The 18,729-nt window shown below is 67.7% G+C and carries 15 protein-coding genes; 5 read left to right on the top strand and 10 right to left on the bottom strand.

Features of this window, described 5'->3' with window-relative positions; translation table 11 throughout:
- Positions 1-52 precede the first annotated feature (52 nt).
- Positions 53-877 (bottom strand): amidohydrolase family protein, encoded by an 825-nt coding sequence (locus WDM86_01790; GenBank protein MEI9988744.1) that lies wholly within the window; start codon positions 875-877, stop codon positions 53-55.
- Positions 878-1,067: 190 nt separating this feature from the next.
- Between WDM86_01790 and WDM86_01785 the strand changes: the two genes are divergently transcribed.
- The 3 genes from WDM86_01785 to WDM86_01775 all read left to right on the top strand — a co-directional run bounded on the left by WDM86_01785 (position 1,068) and on the right by WDM86_01775 (position 6,028).
- Positions 1,068-2,594: an altronate dehydratase family protein gene (locus WDM86_01785; protein ID MEI9988743.1), complete on the top strand. Its 1,527-nt coding sequence runs from the start codon at positions 1,068-1,070 to the stop codon at positions 2,592-2,594.
- Positions 2,595-2,719: 125 nt separating this feature from the next.
- Complete coding sequence (locus tag WDM86_01780) at positions 2,720-3,427, top strand: VacJ family lipoprotein (GenBank protein ID MEI9988742.1); 708 nt, start codon at positions 2,720-2,722, stop codon at positions 3,425-3,427.
- Positions 3,428-3,448: 21 nt separating this feature from the next.
- Complete coding sequence (locus WDM86_01775; GenBank protein MEI9988741.1) at positions 3,449-6,028, top strand: MMPL family transporter; 2,580 nt, start codon at positions 3,449-3,451, stop codon at positions 6,026-6,028.
- 29 nt (positions 6,029-6,057) lie between these two features.
- Here the strand turns inward: WDM86_01775 and WDM86_01770 are convergent, their stop codons facing one another.
- From WDM86_01770 to WDM86_01760, 3 genes are all read right to left on the bottom strand, one after another.
- The gene (locus WDM86_01770) at positions 6,058-6,678 is read right to left on the bottom strand and encodes an ABC transporter substrate-binding protein (GenBank protein ID MEI9988740.1); all 621 of its coding nucleotides are present in this window, start codon (positions 6,676-6,678) and stop codon (positions 6,058-6,060) included.
- Between the two features lie 259 nt (positions 6,679-6,937).
- On the bottom strand, positions 6,938-8,746 hold the full coding sequence (gene dxs, locus WDM86_01765; GenBank protein ID MEI9988739.1) for a 1-deoxy-D-xylulose-5-phosphate synthase: 1,809 nt from the start codon (positions 8,744-8,746) through the stop codon (positions 6,938-6,940).
- Positions 8,746-9,681, bottom strand: a complete 936-nt coding sequence (locus WDM86_01760) for a polyprenyl synthetase family protein (protein MEI9988738.1) — start codon at positions 9,679-9,681, stop codon at positions 8,746-8,748. Before WDM86_01760 ends, dxs begins: the two co-directional genes overlap by 1 nt.
- 198 nt (positions 9,682-9,879) lie before the next feature.
- Here WDM86_01760 and ispH point away from each other — a divergent pair, with 198 nt between their 5' ends.
- Positions 9,880-10,821 (top strand): 4-hydroxy-3-methylbut-2-enyl diphosphate reductase, encoded by a 942-nt coding sequence (ispH, locus tag WDM86_01755; GenBank protein MEI9988737.1) that lies wholly within the window; start codon positions 9,880-9,882, stop codon positions 10,819-10,821.
- A gap of 18 nt (positions 10,822-10,839) precedes the next feature.
- On the top strand, positions 10,840-11,988 hold the full coding sequence (hpnH, locus tag WDM86_01750; GenBank protein ID MEI9988736.1) for an adenosyl-hopene transferase HpnH: 1,149 nt from the start codon (positions 10,840-10,842) through the stop codon (positions 11,986-11,988).
- Here the strand turns inward: hpnH and WDM86_01745 are convergent.
- Genes WDM86_01745 through WDM86_01720 form a run of 6 tightly spaced genes read right to left on the bottom strand, consistent with a single transcriptional unit; the run spans position 11,932 to position 18,729 of the window.
- Positions 11,932-12,603 (bottom strand): hypothetical protein, encoded by a 672-nt coding sequence (locus WDM86_01745; GenBank protein MEI9988735.1) that lies wholly within the window; start codon positions 12,601-12,603, stop codon positions 11,932-11,934. The genes hpnH and WDM86_01745 overlap by 57 nt on opposite strands.
- 36 nt (positions 12,604-12,639) lie before the next feature.
- On the bottom strand, positions 12,640-14,595 hold the full coding sequence (gene shc, locus WDM86_01740; protein ID MEI9988734.1) for a squalene--hopene cyclase: 1,956 nt from the start codon (positions 14,593-14,595) through the stop codon (positions 12,640-12,642).
- 7 nt (positions 14,596-14,602) lie between these two features.
- On the bottom strand, positions 14,603-15,853 hold the full coding sequence (gene hpnE / locus WDM86_01735) for a hydroxysqualene dehydroxylase HpnE (protein ID MEI9988733.1): 1,251 nt from the start codon (positions 15,851-15,853) through the stop codon (positions 14,603-14,605).
- A complete protein-coding gene (gene hpnD / locus WDM86_01730) occupies positions 15,850-16,692 on the bottom strand; it encodes a presqualene diphosphate synthase HpnD (GenBank protein ID MEI9988732.1) in 843 nt (280 codons plus the stop codon). The genes hpnE and hpnD overlap by 4 nt, the downstream gene beginning before the upstream one ends.
- On the bottom strand, positions 16,689-17,567 hold the full coding sequence (hpnC, locus tag WDM86_01725) for a squalene synthase HpnC (protein ID MEI9988731.1): 879 nt from the start codon (positions 17,565-17,567) through the stop codon (positions 16,689-16,691). The genes hpnD and hpnC overlap by 4 nt, the downstream gene beginning before the upstream one ends.
- 13 nt (positions 17,568-17,580) lie before the next feature.
- Positions 17,581-18,729, bottom strand: coding sequence for a glycosyltransferase (locus WDM86_01720; protein ID MEI9988730.1), 1,149 nt, complete (start codon positions 18,727-18,729; stop codon positions 17,581-17,583).

Below are 18,729 nucleotides of genomic sequence, written 5' to 3'. Positions count from 1 at the left end.
CGAATGCGGTGGCCCGCATTCGCGGACCATGACACCGATTTGTTGGCGGGCCTCATCCCTCGACTCCGTAGAACTTCGCCGCCGTGCCGCCGAAGATCGCTTCGCGGTCGGGCGCCGCGGTGAGCGCGATACAGGCGCCGAGCCAGGAGGCGTAATCGCCGGTCTCGTTCAGCATCGGCCAGTCGCTGCCCCACATCAGCCGCTCGGGACCGAACGAGTCGAGAAGCACGTCGACATAGGGTTTGAGCGTCTCGGCCGTCCAGCCGGGACCGGCTTCGCTGGCGAGGCCCGAAAGCTTGCAATAGGCGTTGGTCTCCGCCGCGATGTGGCGGATATAGGGCTTCCACACTTCAAGCTCGCCCTTGGCGATGTCCGGCCTGGCGCCGTGATCGATCACGACGGCGAGGTCGGGATAGCGGTCGATCAGCTCCGCCAGCGCCGGCAGATGGCGCGGCGTCACCAGCGCGTCGAAGCGCAGCTTGCCGCGCTGCATGGCGTCGAACACGCGGGCGAAGGCGGGATTGAGGATCCACTCCTCGTCGGCGATGTCCTGCAGCATGGGGCGCAGGCCCATGAGCTTTGGGTTGGCACAGAGACGGGCAATACGCGTCGGCGCATCGGCGGCCTCGAAATCGATCCAGCCGACCACGGCGGCGACGAAGGGCGCGGCGCGCGCCAGTTCAAGGAGGTAATGCGTCTCCGTTTCGCTGGGCGCGGCCTGGACGAGGATGGTCTTGTCGATCTTCGCGGCGCTCAGCAGCGGCGCCAGATCGGCGGGCAGGAAGTCGCGCGCGATCCGGGGATGATCCTTCGCCGTGAGCCAGCCATAGTCGCCGCGGTCGAGGCGCCAGAAATGCTGGTGGGCGTCGATCCGCATCTAGGCGCTTTCAGGGCCGATCGCGCCCTTCGTCAGGATACAGAGCAGTTCCGGTCCCGAAAGCGGGTCGATAGCTTTCAACATGCCCGCTTGGTTCCCGAAAAAGCCGCCGTTTGCCGGCAGTCTGGCCTGACGCCTGTGGGGATAGTAAGTATCGGACGCCGCGGGCCGCAAGCGCGAAGGAACCGACTTGTCCGACCTTCTCACCAAGGATGCCGTAACGGTACGCCTGCACCCGAGTGACAACGTCGTCGTCGCGGCCGGCCGCATCGCGGCGGGCACGCGGATCGCCTCGGAGAACGTCACCGCGCGCGAGGCGATCCCGTCGGGCCACAAGATCGCGACGCGCGCGATCCCCGCCGGCGCGGCGGTGCGCAAATACGGCCAGGTGATCGGTGTCGCTACGGCGGACATCGCGGCGGGGGCGCATGCGCATGTGCACAATCTCGCAATGTCCGGCCTGCGCGCGGCCGCCCAGACGGCGCCGGCCTGGCAGCGCGGCGAACCGCCCCGCGGTTTCATGGGCTATCGCCGGCAGGACGGGCGCGTCGGCGTGCGGAACTATATCGGCGTGCTGACGAGCGTGAACTGCTCGGCCACCGTGGCGCGGCACATCGCCGAAGCGGCCGAGCGCAGCGGCCTGCTGCAGGGGTTCGAGCATGTCGACGGCATCGTGCCGATCACCCATGCCGGCGGCTGCGGCATGGCCGGATCGGGCGAGGGTTTCGACATCCTGCGCCGCACGCTGTGGGGCACCGCGGCCAATCCGAATTTCGGCGCGATCCTGCTGGTGGGCCTTGGCTGCGAGGTGATCCAGATCGACCGGCTGAAGACCGATTACGGCCTTGCCGAGAGCGATGCGTTCCACGCCTTCACCATTCAGGAGGTCGGCGGCACGCGGCGCGCCATCGAAGAGGGGCTGGAGCGGCTGAAGGCGATCCTGCCGAAGATCGACGCGGCGCGGCGCACGCAGGTGCCGGCGAGCGAATTGGTGCTGGGCCTGCAATGCGGCGGATCGGATGCGTGGTCGGGCGTGACCTCCAATCCGGCGCTCGGCAATGCCAGCGACCGGCTGGCGGCGCTGGGCGGCACGGTGATCCTGTCGGAGACGCCGGAGATCTACGGCGCCGAGCACCTGCTCTATGCCCGCGCCAGGGCGCCGGAGGTTTCGGCGAAGCTGCGCGCGCGGCTCGACTGGTGGGAGCGCTACACGAAAATCCACGACATGGAGATGAACAACAATCCCTCGCCGGGCAACAAGGCGGGCGGGCTGACGACCATCCTGGAGAAGTCGCTGGGCGCGGTGGCGAAATCGGGAACCTCGCCGCTGAACGAGGTGGTGGAATATGCCGCGCCGATCCATGAACACGGCCTGGTGTTCATGGACTCGCCGGGCTTCGATCCGTGCAGCGCGACCGGCCAGGTCGCGTCGGGCGCCACCCTGATCGCGTTCACCACGGGGCGCGGCTCGGCCTATGGCTGCAAGCCCTCGCCCTCGATCAAGCTTTCCTCCAACAGCGCGATCTATGAGCGCATGAAAGAGGACATCGACATCGATTGCGGCGCCATCGCGCGCGGCGCCGCCACGGTGGAGGAGAAGGGCGCGGAGATCCTCGACCTCCTGCTGGCGGTCGCGTCGGGAACCAAGAGCAAGAGCGAGGAACTGGGCTATGGCGGTGCGGAATTCGTTCCCTGGCAGATCGGCGCGGTGATGTAGGCGACTCCAACCTTGCGACGACGGGGAGGCGCGGGGAGCGTAGACGCACGGGGAAAATTGGCGGTAACGTGGCGCCGCGGTCGAGGGCCGAATGTCATTCGGGGGGATGCGTGCGATATTGGGGATTGACGGCTGTCGCAGCGTTGTGCGCGGGCCTGGGGGCCTGTTCGACGAGCCAGGAATCCATCGAGCAGAACGATCCGTTCGAGCCGGTGAACCGCCAGGTGTTCGATTTTAACCATAGCCTGGACGACCGCGTCGCCCTGCCGATCGCGACCTTCTACAAGAGCGCCGCCCCCGCGCCGCTGCGCGAGCACCTGCATTATTTCCTGACCAATCTGCGCCTGCCCGTCACCCTCGCCAACGACGTGCTGCAGGGCAATGTGAGCCGCGGCGGCGAGGCGATCGAGCGGTTCGCGGTCAATTCCACGCTCGGCGTCGCCGGGGTGTTCGACGTGGCGACGGGGTGGGGCCTGCCCTATCACCAGGAGGATTTCGGCCAGACCATGGGCTGGTACGGCGTCGGCGAGGGGCCCTACATGGTGATCCCGCTGGCCGGGCCGGCCGATCCGCGCGATTTGGCCGGGGCCTATATCGACGGCTTCATCAACCCGCTCGGCTATGTGCAGTGGCGGCACAAGAACTATTACTGGTCCTGGCCGATCCGGGTCGTTTCGCTGATGGATTCGCGCTCGATCGGCATCGACGAATTGCGCGAGATCCAGCGCAACTCCATCGACCTCTACGCCACGACCCGCAGCCTGTTCCGCCAGTCGCGCAACGCCGAAATCCACAACGGCGTGCCCGACGTCCAGGGTTTGCCGGACTTCTAGGCCTCCGCTACAAGCCTTGGCATGTCATTCACCGAGCGCCTCGTGGCGGCGTGCTGCCGCGCCCCCGGACTGGTCGTCGCCCTGTTCCTGGCGCTTGGTGCGGCGGGCGCGGCCTATACGGCGGCGAATTTCAACATCGACACCGATGCGAGCAAGCTGATCTCGCCCAAGGTCGAGTGGCGCCAGCGCGAAATGCATTTCGATTCGCTGTTTCCCCAGCAGGTCAACCTCATCGCCGTGGTGGTGGACGGCCAGACGCCGGAACTGGCCGAGGCCGGTACCAAGGCGCTGAATGACGCGCTGGCCGGCCAGACCAAACTGTTCAACAGCGTGCGCCGGCCCGACGGCGGCGACTTCTTCGACAAGAACGGATTGCTGTTCCTGCCCCTGGCGGACGTCAAATCCAACACCGAGCAGATGATCGCCGCCGCCCCGTTCCTGGGACCGATGGCGGCCGATCCCTCCCTGCGCGGGATCATGGCGAGCCTTCGCACGGCGCTGGACGGCGTGGCGCAGGGCCAGGCAAAACTCTCCGACCTGCAGCGCCCGATCCACGGCTTCGGCGCGACGCTGGCCAAGATCGCGGACGGCCGGAAGACCTGGCTCTCCTGGCGCGAGCTGGTGAGCGGCCAGAAGGCGGCGACGCGCGAGACGCGGCACTTCATCGAGGTGCAGCCCAAGCTCGATTTCGCCGCGCTGGAGCCGGGCGCGACGGCGAGCGACGCGATCCGCGCCACGGCGCGCCGGCTGGGGCTGACGCCGGACAACGGCGTGCGCGTGCGGCTGACCGGCCCGGTGCCGCTGTCGGACGAGGAGTTCGCCACCCTGGCCGACCGCGCCCTGCTGATGGGCCTTGCCATGCTGGCGGCGGTGACGGCGACGCTGTGGCTGGCGGTGCGCTCGTTCAAGATCATCTTCTGCATCCTCCTGACCATCGCGGTCGGGCTTTCGCTCACCATGGCGGCGGGGCTCTATTTCGCCCATGTCTTCAACATCATCTCGATCGCCTTCGTGGCGCTGTTCGTCGGGCTCGGCGTCGATTTCGGCATCCAGTTCTGCGTGCGCTACCGCCATGAGCGCTTCGTGGTGCACGATCTGGTGCAGTCGCTGCGCTGCGCCGGGCGCAGCGTCGGAAAGCCGCTGGCGCTGGCGGCGGCGGCGACGGCGGCGGGGTTCTTCTCCTTCGTGCCGACCGAATATGCCGGCGTGGCGCAGCTCGGCATGGTCGCCGGCATCGGCATGATCGTGGCCTTCGCGCTGACCGTGAGCTTCCTGCCGGCGCTCCTGGTCCTGACCAAGCCGGTAGGCGAGAGCGAGGACGTCGGCTACAGCTTCTTCGCGCCCGTCGACCGGTTCATGCTCACGCGCCGCCGCCAGGTGCTGGGCGGGGCGCTGCTCCTCGGCATCGCGGCGCTGGTCCTGACCTCGTTCATCAAATTCGATTTCAATCCGCTCGACCTGCGCAGCGCCAAGACCGAATCGGTGTCGACGATCCTGGACCTGACCAAGGATCCGCAGACCTCGCCAAACACGATCGACCTGCTGGCGCCCAGCCTCGACGCGGCCAAGGCGCGGGCGCGCAAGATGGCGGAATTGAAGATGGTGGCCGAAGCCATCACGCTGGCGGACTTCGTGCCGGACGACCAGCCGGCCAAGCTGAAGCTGATCGGCGACGCCAACCTGCTGCTGGATTCGACGATCAACCCGTTCGCCGTGAAGCCCGAGCCGAGCGACGCGGAGGTGGTGGAGAGCCTGCGCGACACCGCGAGCGCGCTGCGCGAGGCCGCGGCGCGCGACGCCACCCCGGCGGCCAAGGACGCCGCGGCGCTCGCCGCGACGCTGGACAAGCTCGCCGCCGGCGGCCCTGAGCTGCGCGCCCGCGCCGCCGACGCGCTGGTGCCGGGGCTGAAGACGCTGCTGGCGCAGATGAGCGCGTCGCTGCAGGCGAGCGAGATCACGCTCGACACGCTGCCGCCGGACATGGTGCGCGACTGGGTGGCGAAGGACGGCACGGCGCGCATCCAGGTGTTCCCCGCCGACACCAGCGGCAGCAACCAGTCGCTCAACGCCTTCTCCAAGGCGGTGATGCAGGTGGCGCCCGACGCGACCGGGGCGCCGATCTCCATCCGCCAGTCGGGCACCACCATCGTGAACGCCTTCATCGAGGCGGGCCTCCTGTCCTTCGCGGTGATCACCGCGCTTCTCCTGCTGGTGCTGCGGCGCCTGCGCGACGTGCTGTACACCATCATCCCGCTGGTGCTGACGGGACTTTTGACGATCGGGACGGCGGTGGCGATCGGGCTTCAGCTCAACTTCGCCAACGTCATCGCGCTGCCGCTGCTGTTCGGGATCGGGGTGGCGTTCAACATCTATTTCGTCATGGCGTGGCGGTCCGGCCAGACCAATCTTCTCGAGTCGAGCCTGACGCGGGCGGTGATCTTCAGCGCGGCGACGACGGCCAGCGGCTTCGGCAGCCTGTGGCTGTCGAGCCATCCGGGCACCGCGAGCATGGGCGAGCTTCTGATGATCTCGTTGGGCTGGACGCTGGCGACGATGCTGTTCTTCCAGCCGGCGCTGATGGGGAGGCCGCCGGTGAAATAACCTCTCCCGCGAAGCGGGAGAGGTTGGATCTATCCCCTCAGCGCCTTGTCGGCGACGGAATCGATCTTCTTGACCAAGGCGGCCGCGCCGCCGGCCTTGATCGTCGCGGCGTAGTCGGAGCGGTAGACCGCGAGCTGGCTGATCGAGCCTTCCAGCAGCACGTCGATGATCTTCCAGCTCGAACCGAATTGCCGCACGCGATAGATGAACGTCACCGTCTGGTCCTTGGCGACGAGCTTGCTCGAGACGTAGCGGTCGGCGCCGCGCACGATCACGTTCGGATCGACGACGAATTTCTCGCCGCTATAGCTGTCGAAATTGCCGGCATATTGCGCCACCGTCATGCGCTCGAATGCGTCGGTCAGCGCCTTCTGGTCGGCCGGCGAGGCGGTGTCCCAGCCGGGGCCGACGGCGTATTTGATCATGGTGCCGAGGTCGAAGGTCTGCTCGATGACGGGCTTCAGCTTGGCGTAGCGGCCCTGCGCGCCGAGCGCCTTGCCGGCCTTCATGGAGTCGAGCAGCGTGTCGTAGAAGGTCTGCACGGCGGCGATCGCCGGATCGTCGGCGGCGCGCGCCGCCGAGGCGAGCGGCAAGGCGAGCGCGAGAAAAATCGCGAGAGCGGCGGACAGGCGGGCGAAGGCGAATCTCATGACGATCTCCATAAACGCGGCTCGGGAGAAGTATCCTCTCAACCGGTGCAATCCAGATTCGTTCCCGTCGCCGGCCGCCGACGGCGGATAGGCGAACAATCCGGCGAAAATTAGATCAGGTTCGCACGCACGCTAAGCAAAAAGTGTCATCCCGGGCGAGCGAAGCGAGACCCGGGACCCATCCCGAAGGTGGCACGATGGGTCCCGGCTCGCGCGATGCTATCGCATCGCTTGGCCGGGATGACAGGGTTGAGAACCCCTACCCCCGCGCCTGGGCCTTGGCCACGAAATGGGTCGACACCACGCGAGCGATGTCGGACGCGGCCAGGCCGGCGGCCTCGTATTGCTTTTCGGGGCTGTCATGCTCCTGGAAAAGGTCGGGCAGGGTCATGGTGCGGATGTCGAAGCCGGGGCGCAGCAGGCCCTCATTGGCGATGAAGTGCAGGACCTGGGCGCCGAAACCGCCGGTCGAGCCTTCCTCCACCGTCACCAGCATGCCGTGATGGCGCACGAGGCGGCGCACCAGATCCTCGTCCAGCGGCTTGGCGAAGCGGGCGTCGGCGACGGTGCAGGAAATGCCCTTCGCCTTCAGGCTGTCGGCGGCCTCAAGCGCGGCGCCGAGCCGCGTGCCCAGCGTCAGGATCGCGACCTCCTTGCCCTCGCGCACGATGCGGCCCTTGCCGATGGGCAGGACCTCGCCGCGCGCCGGCAGCGCCACGCCGGTGCCCTCGCCGCGCGGATAGCGCAGCGCGATCGGGCCGGCATCGTGCGCCGCGGCGGTCGCCACCATGTGCATCAGCTCGGCCTCGTCGGCCGCCGCCATCACGGTGAAGTTCGGCAGGCAGCACAGATAGGCGAGATCGAACGAGCCGGCATGGGTCGCGCCGTCGGCGCCGACCAGTCCGGCGCGGTCCATCGCGAAGCGCACGGGAAGATTCTGGATCGCGACATCGTGCACCACCTGGTCATAGGCGCGCTGCAGGAAGGTCGAATAGATCACGGCGAAGGGCTTCAGCCCCTCGGTGGCGAGGCCGGCGGCGAAGGTCACCGCGTGCTGTTCGGCGATGCCGACATCGAAGGTGCGGTCGGGGAACGCCTTGCCGAAGACATCCAGCCCGGTGCCGGACGGCATCGCGGCGGTGATGGCGACGATCCTGGGATCGGCCTGCGCTTCCGCGATCAAGGCCTTCGCGAAGACGGAGGTGTAGCTCGGCGCCTTGGACGGGCTCTTCTTCAGCGCGCCGGTGGCGACGTCGAAGCCGGTGTTGGCGTGGCCGCGGTCGGGCGCGTTCTCGGCCGGCGCATAGCCCTTGCCCTTGGCGGTGACGATGTGGAGCAGCACCGGCTCGGGCGCGCCGTCGCGGATCGCCTCCAGCGCCTCGACCAGCGCGACGACATCGTGGCCGTCGACGGGGCCGATATGGCGCATGCCGAGCTTCTCGAACAGCGTGTCGTCGCCCGACCCGGTCGCGCTCAGTTCGTTCAGATGCGCGTTGAGCGCGCCGGTGGCCGGCGCGATGGACATGTTGTTGTCGTTGAGCACGACGAGCAGCCGGCTCTTCAGATGGCCGGCATTGTTGATCGCCTCATAGGCCATGCCGGCGCTCATCGCGCCGTCGCCGATCACGGCGATGACGTGATTGTCATTGCCGAGCAGGTCGCGGGCGACCGCCATGCCGAGGCCGGCGCTGACGGACGTGGAGGAATGCGCCGCGCCGAACGGGTCGTATTCGCTTTCGCTCCGGCGCGTGAAGCCGGAAAGCCCGCCGCCCGTGCGGATCGAGCGGATGCGGTCGCGGCGGCCGGTGAGGATCTTGTGCGGATAGGCCTGGTGGCCGACATCCCACACGATGCGGTCGTCCGGCGTGTCGAACACATAGTGCAGCGCGACGGTGAGCTCGACCACGCCGAGGCCGGCGCCGAAATGGCCGCCCGAGACCGACACCGCGTCGATCAGTTCGAGGCGCAGCTCGTCGGCGAGCTGGCGCAATTGCGATTTGTCGAGGCGGCGCAGATCGGCGGGAACCGTGACGGTGTCGAGCAGGGGAGTCCGGGATTGGTCTGGCATCAGGACTCTCGGTCCAAGAGGAAGAGCGGAAGTTCGAGGAGTTCGGGCGCGGCGTTGCCGTAGGGCGCCAGCGTGGCGGCGGCGCGGCGCGCGAGCCGTTCGGCCTCGGCGCGGGCACCGTCGACGCCCATCAGGGAGACGAGCGTGGCCTTGCCCTGCTCGCTGTCCTTGCCGACGGCCTTGCCGGTCTTCTCCGCGGTCGAGGTGACGTCGAGCAGATCGTCGGTGATCTGGAACACCAGCCCCATGTCGCGGGCGAAGGACTTCAGGCGGTCGCGATGCTCCGTTCCGGCCTGGCCGAGGATCGGGCCGGCCTCGCAGGAGAATTCGAACAGCGCGCCGGTCTTCAGGCGCTGCAGCAGGACCACCTCGTCGGCGCCGAACGCGCTCTGCGCCGCCTGCATGTCGATCATCTGGCCGCCGATCATGCCGTTGGAGCCGGACGCCTCGGCGAGCCTCAGCACCAGCGCGCTGCGCACCTCGCCGGAGTCGTGCGTGTCCGGGTGGGCGAGGATTTCGAAGGCGAGTGTCAAAAGTGCATCACCGGCCAATACCGCCGTCATCTCGTCATAGGCTATGTGAGTCGTGGGCCGGCCGCGGCGCAGATCGTCGTCGTCCATGCAGGGCAGGTCGTCATGCACCAGCGAATAGGTGTGGAGAACTTCGATCGCCGCGCCGACGCGCGCCGCGCGCGCCGGATCGACGCCGAACAGCTTGGCGGAATTCAGCACCAGGAACGGGCGCAGCCGCTTGCCGCCGGCGAAGGTGGCGTAGCGCATGGCCTCGTGCACGCGCGCGTGCAGGCCGTGCGGCTTGGGCAGGACGCGCTCCAGCGTCTCGTCCACCGTGCGGGCCGCCGCGGCCAAGGCCTGCGGTAAGCCGGCAGCGATGGGCCGGGCCGGCGCGGACGGCGCCCCGCGTGACGAACTCTCCATGAACACCCCGTGCGACCTGCCCGCAATTTCCCCAAAAGCGGCAGGGACATAACAAGACAGCCTAGCACAATTGAACGACACAAAAGGCAGACCTACATGTCGGGCGTGGTAAATGCCAGCCCCTGTGGTTGCACTGCATCATTCCGGTAGCTATAGGCACGAATTCAGGTCAACATCCGGCCCGGTACAGGAGTTCCGATGCGAGTCATTCTCGCCCAGCCCCGTGGGTTCTGCGCCGGTGTGGTGCGTGCCATCGACATCGTCGAGCGCGCGCTCGAGAAATATGGCGAGCCGGTCTATGTGCGCCACGAAATCGTCCACAACAAACACGTCGTCGACACGCTGAAGAACAAGGGCGCGCGCTTCGTGGAAGAGCTGACCGAGGTGCCCGACGGCGCCGTCACCGTGTTCAGCGCCCATGGCGTGCCGCAGGCGGTGGTGAAGGACGCGCAGTCACGCGGGTTGCCGGTGCTCGATGCCACCTGCCCGCTGGTTTCGAAGGTGCACAACCAGGGCAAGCGCTATGTCGCCCACGGGCGGCACCTGATCCTGATCGGCCATGCCGGACATCCCGAAGTCGAAGGCACGATGGGCCAGGTCGGCGCGCCGGTGACTCTGGTGCAGTCCGAATCGGACGTCGCGGCGCTGACGCTGCCGACCGAAATGCCGGTCGCCTATATCACCCAGACCACGCTCTCCATCGACGACACCAAGACCATCATCCTGGCGCTGAAGCGCCGGTTCACCGACATCGTCGGGCCGGAGACCACCGACATCTGCTACGCGACGCAGAACCGCCAGACGGCGGTGCGCCAGCTCGCCAAGGTCGCCGACGTGATCCTGGTGGTCGGCGCGAAGAACTCTTCGAACTCCAACCGGCTGGTCGAGATCGGCAAGGAAGAGGGTCTTCCGAGCTATCTCCTGGCCGACGGCAGCGAGCTCAAGCCCGAATGGGTGCGGGGCAAGGCGCGGGTCGGCTTGACCGCCGGCGCGTCCGCGCCCGAGCGGCTGGTCGAGGACGTGATCGCCGCGCTCGGCCGCATCGCGCCGGTCAGCGTCGAGACCATGGACGGCAAGAAAGAACATATCGAATTCCGCCTGCCGGCGGAGCTGCGCAACGACCGCGCACCGGCGGCATAGAGTCTAGGAGAACAAAAAGTGGGTATTCCGGTTCAGCAGGCGGCGCGCATCGGCGCCTATGTGATGAAGCAGCATCTGACGGGCAAGAAGCGCTATCCGCTCGTGCTCATGCTGGAGCCTCTGTTCCGCTGCAACCTGGCCTGCGCCGGCTGCGGCAAGATCGATTATCCCGACGATATCCTGAACCAGCGCCTGTCCTATCAGGACTGCATGGAGGCGATCGACGAATGCGGCGCGCCGGCGGTTTCGATCGCGGGTGGCGAGCCCTTGCTCCATCGCGAGATGCCGCAGATCGTGCAGGGCTATCTGGACCGCGGCAAGTTCGTGATCCTGTGCACCAACGCGCTGCTGCTCTCCAAGAAGATCGACCAGTACAAGCCACACGCCAATTTCACCTGGTCGATCCATCTGGACGGCGACAAGGCGATGCACGACCATTCGGTGTGCCTCGACGGCGTCTATGACAAGGCGATCGACGCGATCAAGCTGGCGAAGTCCAAGGGCTTCCGCACCCAGATCAATTGCACGCTGTTCTCCAACGCGATCCCCGAGCGCGTCGCGAAATTCTTCGACACGATGATGGAGATGGGGCTGGACGGGATCACGATCTCGCCGGGCTATGCCTATGAGCGGGCGCCGGACCAGGACAGCTTCCTCAACCGCGAGCGCACCAAGAAGCTGTTCCGCGACATCCTTTCGCGCGGCAAGGGCGGTAAGGCCTGGGAGTTCACCCAGTCGCCGCTGTTCCTCGATTTCCTCGCCGGCAACCAGACCTATGAATGCACGCCGTGGTCGATGCCGCTGCGTTGCGTGTTCGGCTGGCAGAAGCCCTGCTATCTGCTCGGCGAAGGCTATGTGAAGACCTTCAAGGAGCTGATCGACGGCACCGACTGGGACAAGTACGGCGTCGGCAAGTACGAGAAGTGCCAGGACTGCATGGTCCATTGCGGCTTCGAGGGCACGGCGGTGATCGACTCGATCCAGCATCCCTACAAGCTGATTCCGCTCGCGGTGCGCGGCGTGAAGACCGAAGGCCCGTTCAAGCCGGACATCGACACCTCGCACCAGCGGCCGGCGGAGTTCGTGTTCTCCCGCCATGTGGAGAACAAGCTAGCCGAGGTACGGGCAGCCAAGAAAAAGCCCGAGAGCGTTGCGGCTGCGGAGTAGCGCGCGGAACGCCTTGCCGGCCTGGCGGCCGGTGGCGAGCAAATCCGGAATCTGAGACGGATCGGCGGCGACCGAGGCGAGAATGCGCGTCAGGCGCGGCTTGCCGCTGTCCTTGAGCGGCTCCAGCGCGGCCGGCGGCAGTCCCTTGGTCGCGACATCCGAAATCGTGCGCAGCGCGACGAAGGGGATGGCGTGGCGCGCCGCGAGCCGGGCGGCGATGTGGCTTTCCATGTCCACCGCATGCGCGCCGGTAAGCGCGAAAAGCCGGCGCTTGCCGTCGATATGGTTGACGATCCTGTCATGGCCGGCAAGCACGACGGAATGCGCCTGGGGCAGGCGCTCGCGCAGGATGCCGCTCCAGGTGGGATCGGTGGCGTAGTGCTCGTCGCCGTGCACGACATGGGTGGCGATCACGACATCGCCGATCCTGAGCAGCGGCGCCAGCGCGCCGGCAATGCCGAAGCTGACGATGCCCTTGGCGCCCTTGGCGATGGCCCAGCCGAGGCGCTTTTCCAGCTGCTGGCCGTTGCCGGCGCCGATGATGGGCGTGAGCCTGGCGCGGGCGGCGATCTTGGCCTCGCGCGCAAGGCCGACGGCGGCGAGGACGGTGGTCATTGTCTTCTCCCGCTGTGCGGGAGAGCACGGCGGTGTTCAAAGCCCATACGCAACGTGTCTTGAATTACCCGCTTTCAGATTGCGATAGCGCGCCACGGCCCAGAGCGGGAAGAATTTCGGGTAACCGTGATAGCGCAGATAGAACACCCGCGGGAACCCACCGCCGGTGTAGTGCTCCTGGCCCCACAGGCCGTCCGGCTGCTGCGTCGCTTCGAGATGGCGGATGCCGCGCGCCACGGCGGGATGATCGACCTGCCCCGCCGCCATCAGGCCGAGCAGCGCCCAGGCGGTCTGCGACGCGGTCGAGGGCGCGGGCTCGTAGCCCTCATAATCGAGCTTGTAGGAATTGCAGTCCTCGCCCCAGCCGCCGTCCGCGTTCTGGATCGCGATCAGCCAGTCGGCCGCCTTGGTCATCATCGGATCGTCGGGCATCACAGAAGCGGCATTGAGGCCGGCCAGCGCCGACCAGGTGCCGTAGATGTAGTTGACGCCCCAGCGGCCGAACCAGGAACCGTCGGCGAGCTGCGACTTGCGCAGGAATTCGACGCCGGCCTTCACATAAGGATCGTCCGGCGTGGCGCCGAGCTGCATCAGCATGCCGATGCACCGGCCGGAGACATCGTCCGTGGGCGGATCGAGCAGCGCGCCGTGATCGGCGAAGGGGATGTTGTTCAGGTAGTAATACGCATTGTCCGCGTCGAAGGCGCCCCAGCCGCCGTTCTTCGATTGCAGGCCCTCGACCCATTCACGGCCCCGCGCGATGGCGTCGCGATAGTCGGCCGCCGGCGCGGCGCGCTCGCGGGCGCGGTCGAGCGCCATCACCACCACGGCGGTGTCGTCGAGATCGGGATAATGCGCGTTGTTGTACTGGAAGGCCCAGCCGCCGGGGCGGACATCGGGACGCTCCTCCGCCCAGTCGCCGGCGACGTCGAGCACCTGGCGGTGCTTGAGCCAGTCGAGGCTCTTGGCCACGGCGGCGTCGGCCGCGTCGGTCTTGGCTTCCATCAGTGCGTGCGCGGCGAGCGCCGTGTCCCACACCGGCGAGACGCAGGGCTGGCAATAGGCCTCGTCGTCCTTGACCACGAGCAGCAGATCGACCGATTTGCGCGCGATGGCGCGGCGCGGATCGGAGGGTGGCACGCCCATCACGTCGTACATCATCACGGAATTGGCCATGGCGGGATAGATCGCGCCGAGACCATCCTCGCCGTTGAGACGCTCGGTGGTCCACGCCACGCAGGCGTCGATCGCGCGCCGGCGCAGGCCCCTGGGCCACGGCACGATCTTCAGGACCTTGTCGAGCGTGTTGAAGAAGAACGACCAGCCGGCGGACTGGTGCGGCGCGCGCGGGCTGACCACCGGCACGCCTTCGACGAACAGCTCGGGCACATGGATGCCGCGCGGATTGCGCGCGACGGGCTGCTTCGCGGCGAGCACCAAGAGCGGCACGATCACGGTGCGCGCCCAATAGCTCATCTTGGAGAGATGGATCGGGAACCAGCGCGGCAACAGAATCAGCTCGACCGGCACGGTCGGCACGTTCCGCCACGAGGTCTCGCCATAGAGCGCGAGCAGGATGCGGGTGAAGACGTTGGCCTTGATCGCGCCGCCTTTGGCGCGGATCGCCTCGCGGGCGCGCACCATGTGCGGCGCGTTGATGTCATCGCCGATCATTTTAAGCGCGAAATACGCTTTCACGGTGGCGGAGATGTCGAAGGCGCCAGCGTGATAGAGCGGCCAGCCGCCATGCTCCCTGCTCTGGATGCGGCGGAGGTAGTTGCCGATCTTGCGCTCGAGATCGAGGTTCGGCGCTTCCGCCAGGTAATGGACCAGCAGGAGGTATTCGGACGGGATGGTCGCGTCGGCTTCGAGCTCGAACACCCAATGGCCGTCTTCGCGCTGGGAGTTCAGCAGCGCCGCCGTCGCGTCGCCGAGCATCTTGTCGACGGCGATGGTGCCTTCCGCCCCGCGGTTGAGGATCATCTGGTTCATGGGGCGATTATACGGCAGAGCGCGAGAGTGCCAACGCCGCCGCCTTCTGCCCCGAGCGGACGGCGCCTTCGATGGTGGCGGGCAGGCCCGTGGCGGTCCAGTCACCGGCCAGGAGCAGGTTCGGCCAGCGCGTCACGGGGCCGGGGCGGCAGGCGGCCTGCTGCGGCGTGGCGGCGAAGGTGGCGCGGCGCTCTTTCACAACCTGCCAGGGCGGCAGGTCGCCGGGCAGGTGCAGCACTTTGGCCACATCGGCCCAGAATCGACGCGCCAGGACTTCGCGGTCGTCGTCCACGATGGCGTCGGCGCCCGAGACGGTGATCGAGATGCGGTCGTCGAAGGGGAATATCCACTGCACCAGCCCGCCGATGACGCCGAGCATGGGCGGCACGCCCGGCGGCGGTGCGACCTTGAAATGCGCATTGACGATGGCGTGGAAATCGTCGGGCGCGACGATCTCCGGCAGGAGTTCGCTGGCGGCCCAGGGCGGCACGGCGAGGATGACGCGATCGCTCGCGCCGATGGCGACGGTCTCGCCCGGAAGCTGGAGCGACGCGACGCGGCCGCCGTCGAAGCCGAGCGCGCGGACGCGCTGGCCGATGCGGATCTCGGCGCCCCTGGCGGCGAGGAATTTCAGGGCCGGCTCGACGAAGGCGGCCGCCAGCGTCGGATGCGCCACCCGGATGCGATAGGCCCGCCCGCCCTTGGCGAAGGTCTCGCGCACCAGCGCGCCGGCGAGTTGCGCCGACGCGGTCTTCGGATCGGTGTTCAGCGCGCCGATGAAGAACGGCTCCAGCAACCGATCCCACAACGGCCCCGATGTCTTCAGCACGTCGCCGATGCGCTGATCGGGCCTGGCGAAAAGGAGCTTGCCGAGCGGCAGATAATCGGACGGCGTCGTATCGGGCACGCGCCGCCCTGCGTCGAACAGCCAGAACGGGATCGGGCCTTCGTCCGGCGCGATAGTCCAGCGCTTGCCGGTATGGATGTCGACGAAAGAGGTCCGGGATTTCTCCGGCCCGATCAGGCCGGCGATGCCGCCCGTGGAGGTCAGATACGACATCACCGCGCGGTTGCCCGACAGAATGAAGTGATTGCCGTTGTCGATCACCTGGTCGAGCGTGGCATCGTAATAGGAACGGCAGCGGCCGCCGGCCTGCGGCGCGCCTTCGAGCAGCACGACCTTGCGGCCCTTCTCCGCGAGCGCGACGGCGGCGGACAGGCCGGCCAGGCCCCCGCCGACGATATAGGCGGTGCTCATCCGAACAATCCGTGGCGCAACACGATGGCGAGCAGTTTCGGCTTGGAGAGAGACACACGGATACGCGGCGGCGCCCAGCCGACCGCTTCGGTCTGGCGCAGGATCTCTTCGTAGACCGCGCCCATCAGGCGCGGCGTGCCGATGCGGCCCTTGGGCTTCTTCGCGAGCACCGCGGCCGAGCCGTCGTAGAATTTGTGCGCGTCGCGCGCGACCAGCTTGCAGACCGTGTCGATGCGCGGATCGGCGATGATCGCCTTCGGCTCGGTCGCGGCGATGCCGGCCTCCGCCAGATATTCGCGCGGCAGATAGAGCCGGCCGATGCCGGCATCCTCGTCGATGTCGCGCAGGATGTTGGTAAGCTGCAGCGCGCGGCCCAGATGATGCGCGAGTTCGTCGCCGGGGCCCTCTTCCATGCCGAACACCTTGATCGACAGCCGGCCGACGGCACTGGCGACGCGCTCGCAGTAGAGATCGAGGGTCGCGAGATCGGGCGCGACGATGTCCTGCGCCACGTCCATGTCCATGCCGTCGATCACGGTGAGGAAATCGGCCTTGCGCAGGCCGTAGCGCGCGACATGCTCGGCGAGGAACCGGACGCGCGCGGGCGGATGGCCGGCATAGAGATCGTCGAGATCGACCCGCCATTGCGTGAGCTGTTCGGCGCGCTCCGCCCGCGTGCCGACGCCGTCATCGGCGATGTCGTCGACCATGCGGCAGAAGCCGTAGATCGCGAACATCGCCTCGCGCTCGGCCTTCGGCATCAGCCGCATGGCGGAATAGAAGGAGCTGTTCGACGCCTTCTGCTGGGCGGCGGCGATGACGGGTTCTGCGGTGCTCATGGAACGGTCTTGGCTTCGACGCCGCCCCTTTTAGGACGAAGCCGGGCGGAGGCAAACCGGGCGACGGCGCGCAGCAGGAGGCCGGGCATCTCGCCCCGGCGGTGGTGGACGCGCTCGCTCAAGGGATCGCGGACGCGGAGGCGGGCGGTAAGGTCCTCCGCCAGGGTCTGGATGACGCTGACTTCCAGCGAAAGGCGGCGGTCCACGATCTGGGCGGCGAATGGGCGCGCGGCGCCCAGCAGACGCTGGGTGCGCAGGGCCAGCTCCGTCAGGACGACGCGCAATGGCGGCGGCGCCTTGGGCTCGGCCAGGACGGCGACGGAAAGGCTTTGCTGTTCCAGAAGATCGAGGGGCAGATAGACGCGGCCGATCTCGCGGTAATCCTTGGCGCAGTCCTGGAGGTGGTTGATCACCTGGAGCGCGGCGCACAGCGCGTCATTGGCCGGCCAGGTGGCGCGGCTTTCGCCATGCACGTCGAGCACGAAGCGGCCGACCGGCATCGCCGAATAGCGGCAATAGTCCATCAGCTCGTCCCAATTGGCGTAACGCAGCTTGGTGACGTCGCGGCGGAAGGCTTCGAGCAGATCGAGGGCGTGCTGGTTGGTGAGCCGCCGCTCGGCGAGCACGCGGCGCAGCGCGACACCTTCCGGCGAGGCATCGCTTTCGCCGGTGAGCGTGGCGCGCATCGTCTCGAGCAGTGCGAGCTTGTCGGCGGCGGCGGCGGACGGGTGATCGGCGACATCGTCGCCGGCGCGGGCGAAGCGGTAGAAGGCGAGGATCGCGGGGCGATGCTGCTTGGCGATCAGCACCGAGGCGACGGGGAAGTTCTCGTCCTTGTCGCCCTTGCCGGAGGCGAGATCGGCGGCGGCGCTCACGCCCATGTTCCCTTCATGACTGCCCCAGGGCTTGCGCCCTGCCCTTCCACATGCCGCCGCGGCCGCGCCAGTGCTGGACCGCGGAATCGAGCGTGAAGAGCGCATAGACGAAGCCGATCAGCGGCAGGACAAGGCCCCAGAGCGGCGAGACGCGATAGAATTTCGCGATCGGCTGGAACGACAGCGTCATCGCCGCCCAGGCGAGGATGCCGGAGGACTGGGCCGAATCGCCGGCGAAGATGGCAAGCAGGGGCGCCGCGGCGTAGACGACAAGCATGCCAAAGAGCGTGCCGACGAGGTTGAGCGGCGAATAGCCGAGCTGGGTGTAGGCCGAGCGCGCCACCATGCGGCGGATCTCGGGCAGGCCGGCATAGGGGCGGATCGAAGCGGCGCGCTCGGTGAGGCCGAGCCAGATCGGGCCTTGGGCCTTCATCGCGCGGCCGAGCGCGCAATCGTCGATGATCTCGCCGCGAATGGCGGCGATGCCGCCGGCCCGCTCCAGCGCGTCGCGGCGGGCGAGCATGCAACCGCCGGCGGCGGCGGCGGTCTTGCGTCTCGGATCGTTCACCCAGCGGAACGGATAAAGCATGTCGAAGAAGAACACGAAGGCGGGGATCAGGTAAGCCTCCACCCAGCTCTTGCAGTGCAGTTTCACCATCAGCGAGGCGAGGACCAGCGTGCCGGCTTCGGCGCGGGCGACGAGCTTGCGCAGATTCTCCGGCCGGTGATCGATATCGGCATCGGTGAACCAGATGTAATCCGGCGCGCCGGCGCGTTCGACGCCCTGCTTCATCGCCCAGACCTTGCCGGCCCAGCCGGCCGGCCGCGGCGAGCCGGCGAGGACTTCGAGCCGGCCGGTCGCGTCGAGCTTGCGCGCGGCATCGCCGGTGCCGTCGCCGCTCTGGTCGTCGATCAGCACGATGCGGAACGCGCCGGCATAATCCTGCGCCAGCAGACTGCCGATGCTGCGCGCGATCACATCCGCCTCGTTGCGGGCGGGCACGACCGCGACGACGGACGGCCAGGATGCGGGCGGCGGCGGATCGCCCCCTTCCTTATCCTCACCCACGTCGTCGCGCTCGGCCATCACCCAGAACATGCCTCGGCCGGCGAGAAGATAGAGCCAGACCGCGACGGGAACGAGAGCGAGAAGCCCGATCAT

It is taken from the genome of Rhizomicrobium sp., from assembly GCA_037200045.1.
In the GTDB taxonomy this organism is placed as follows: domain Bacteria; phylum Pseudomonadota; class Alphaproteobacteria; order Micropepsales; family Micropepsaceae; genus Rhizomicrobium.
This window is presented reverse-complemented; position numbering and strand designations above follow the sequence as displayed.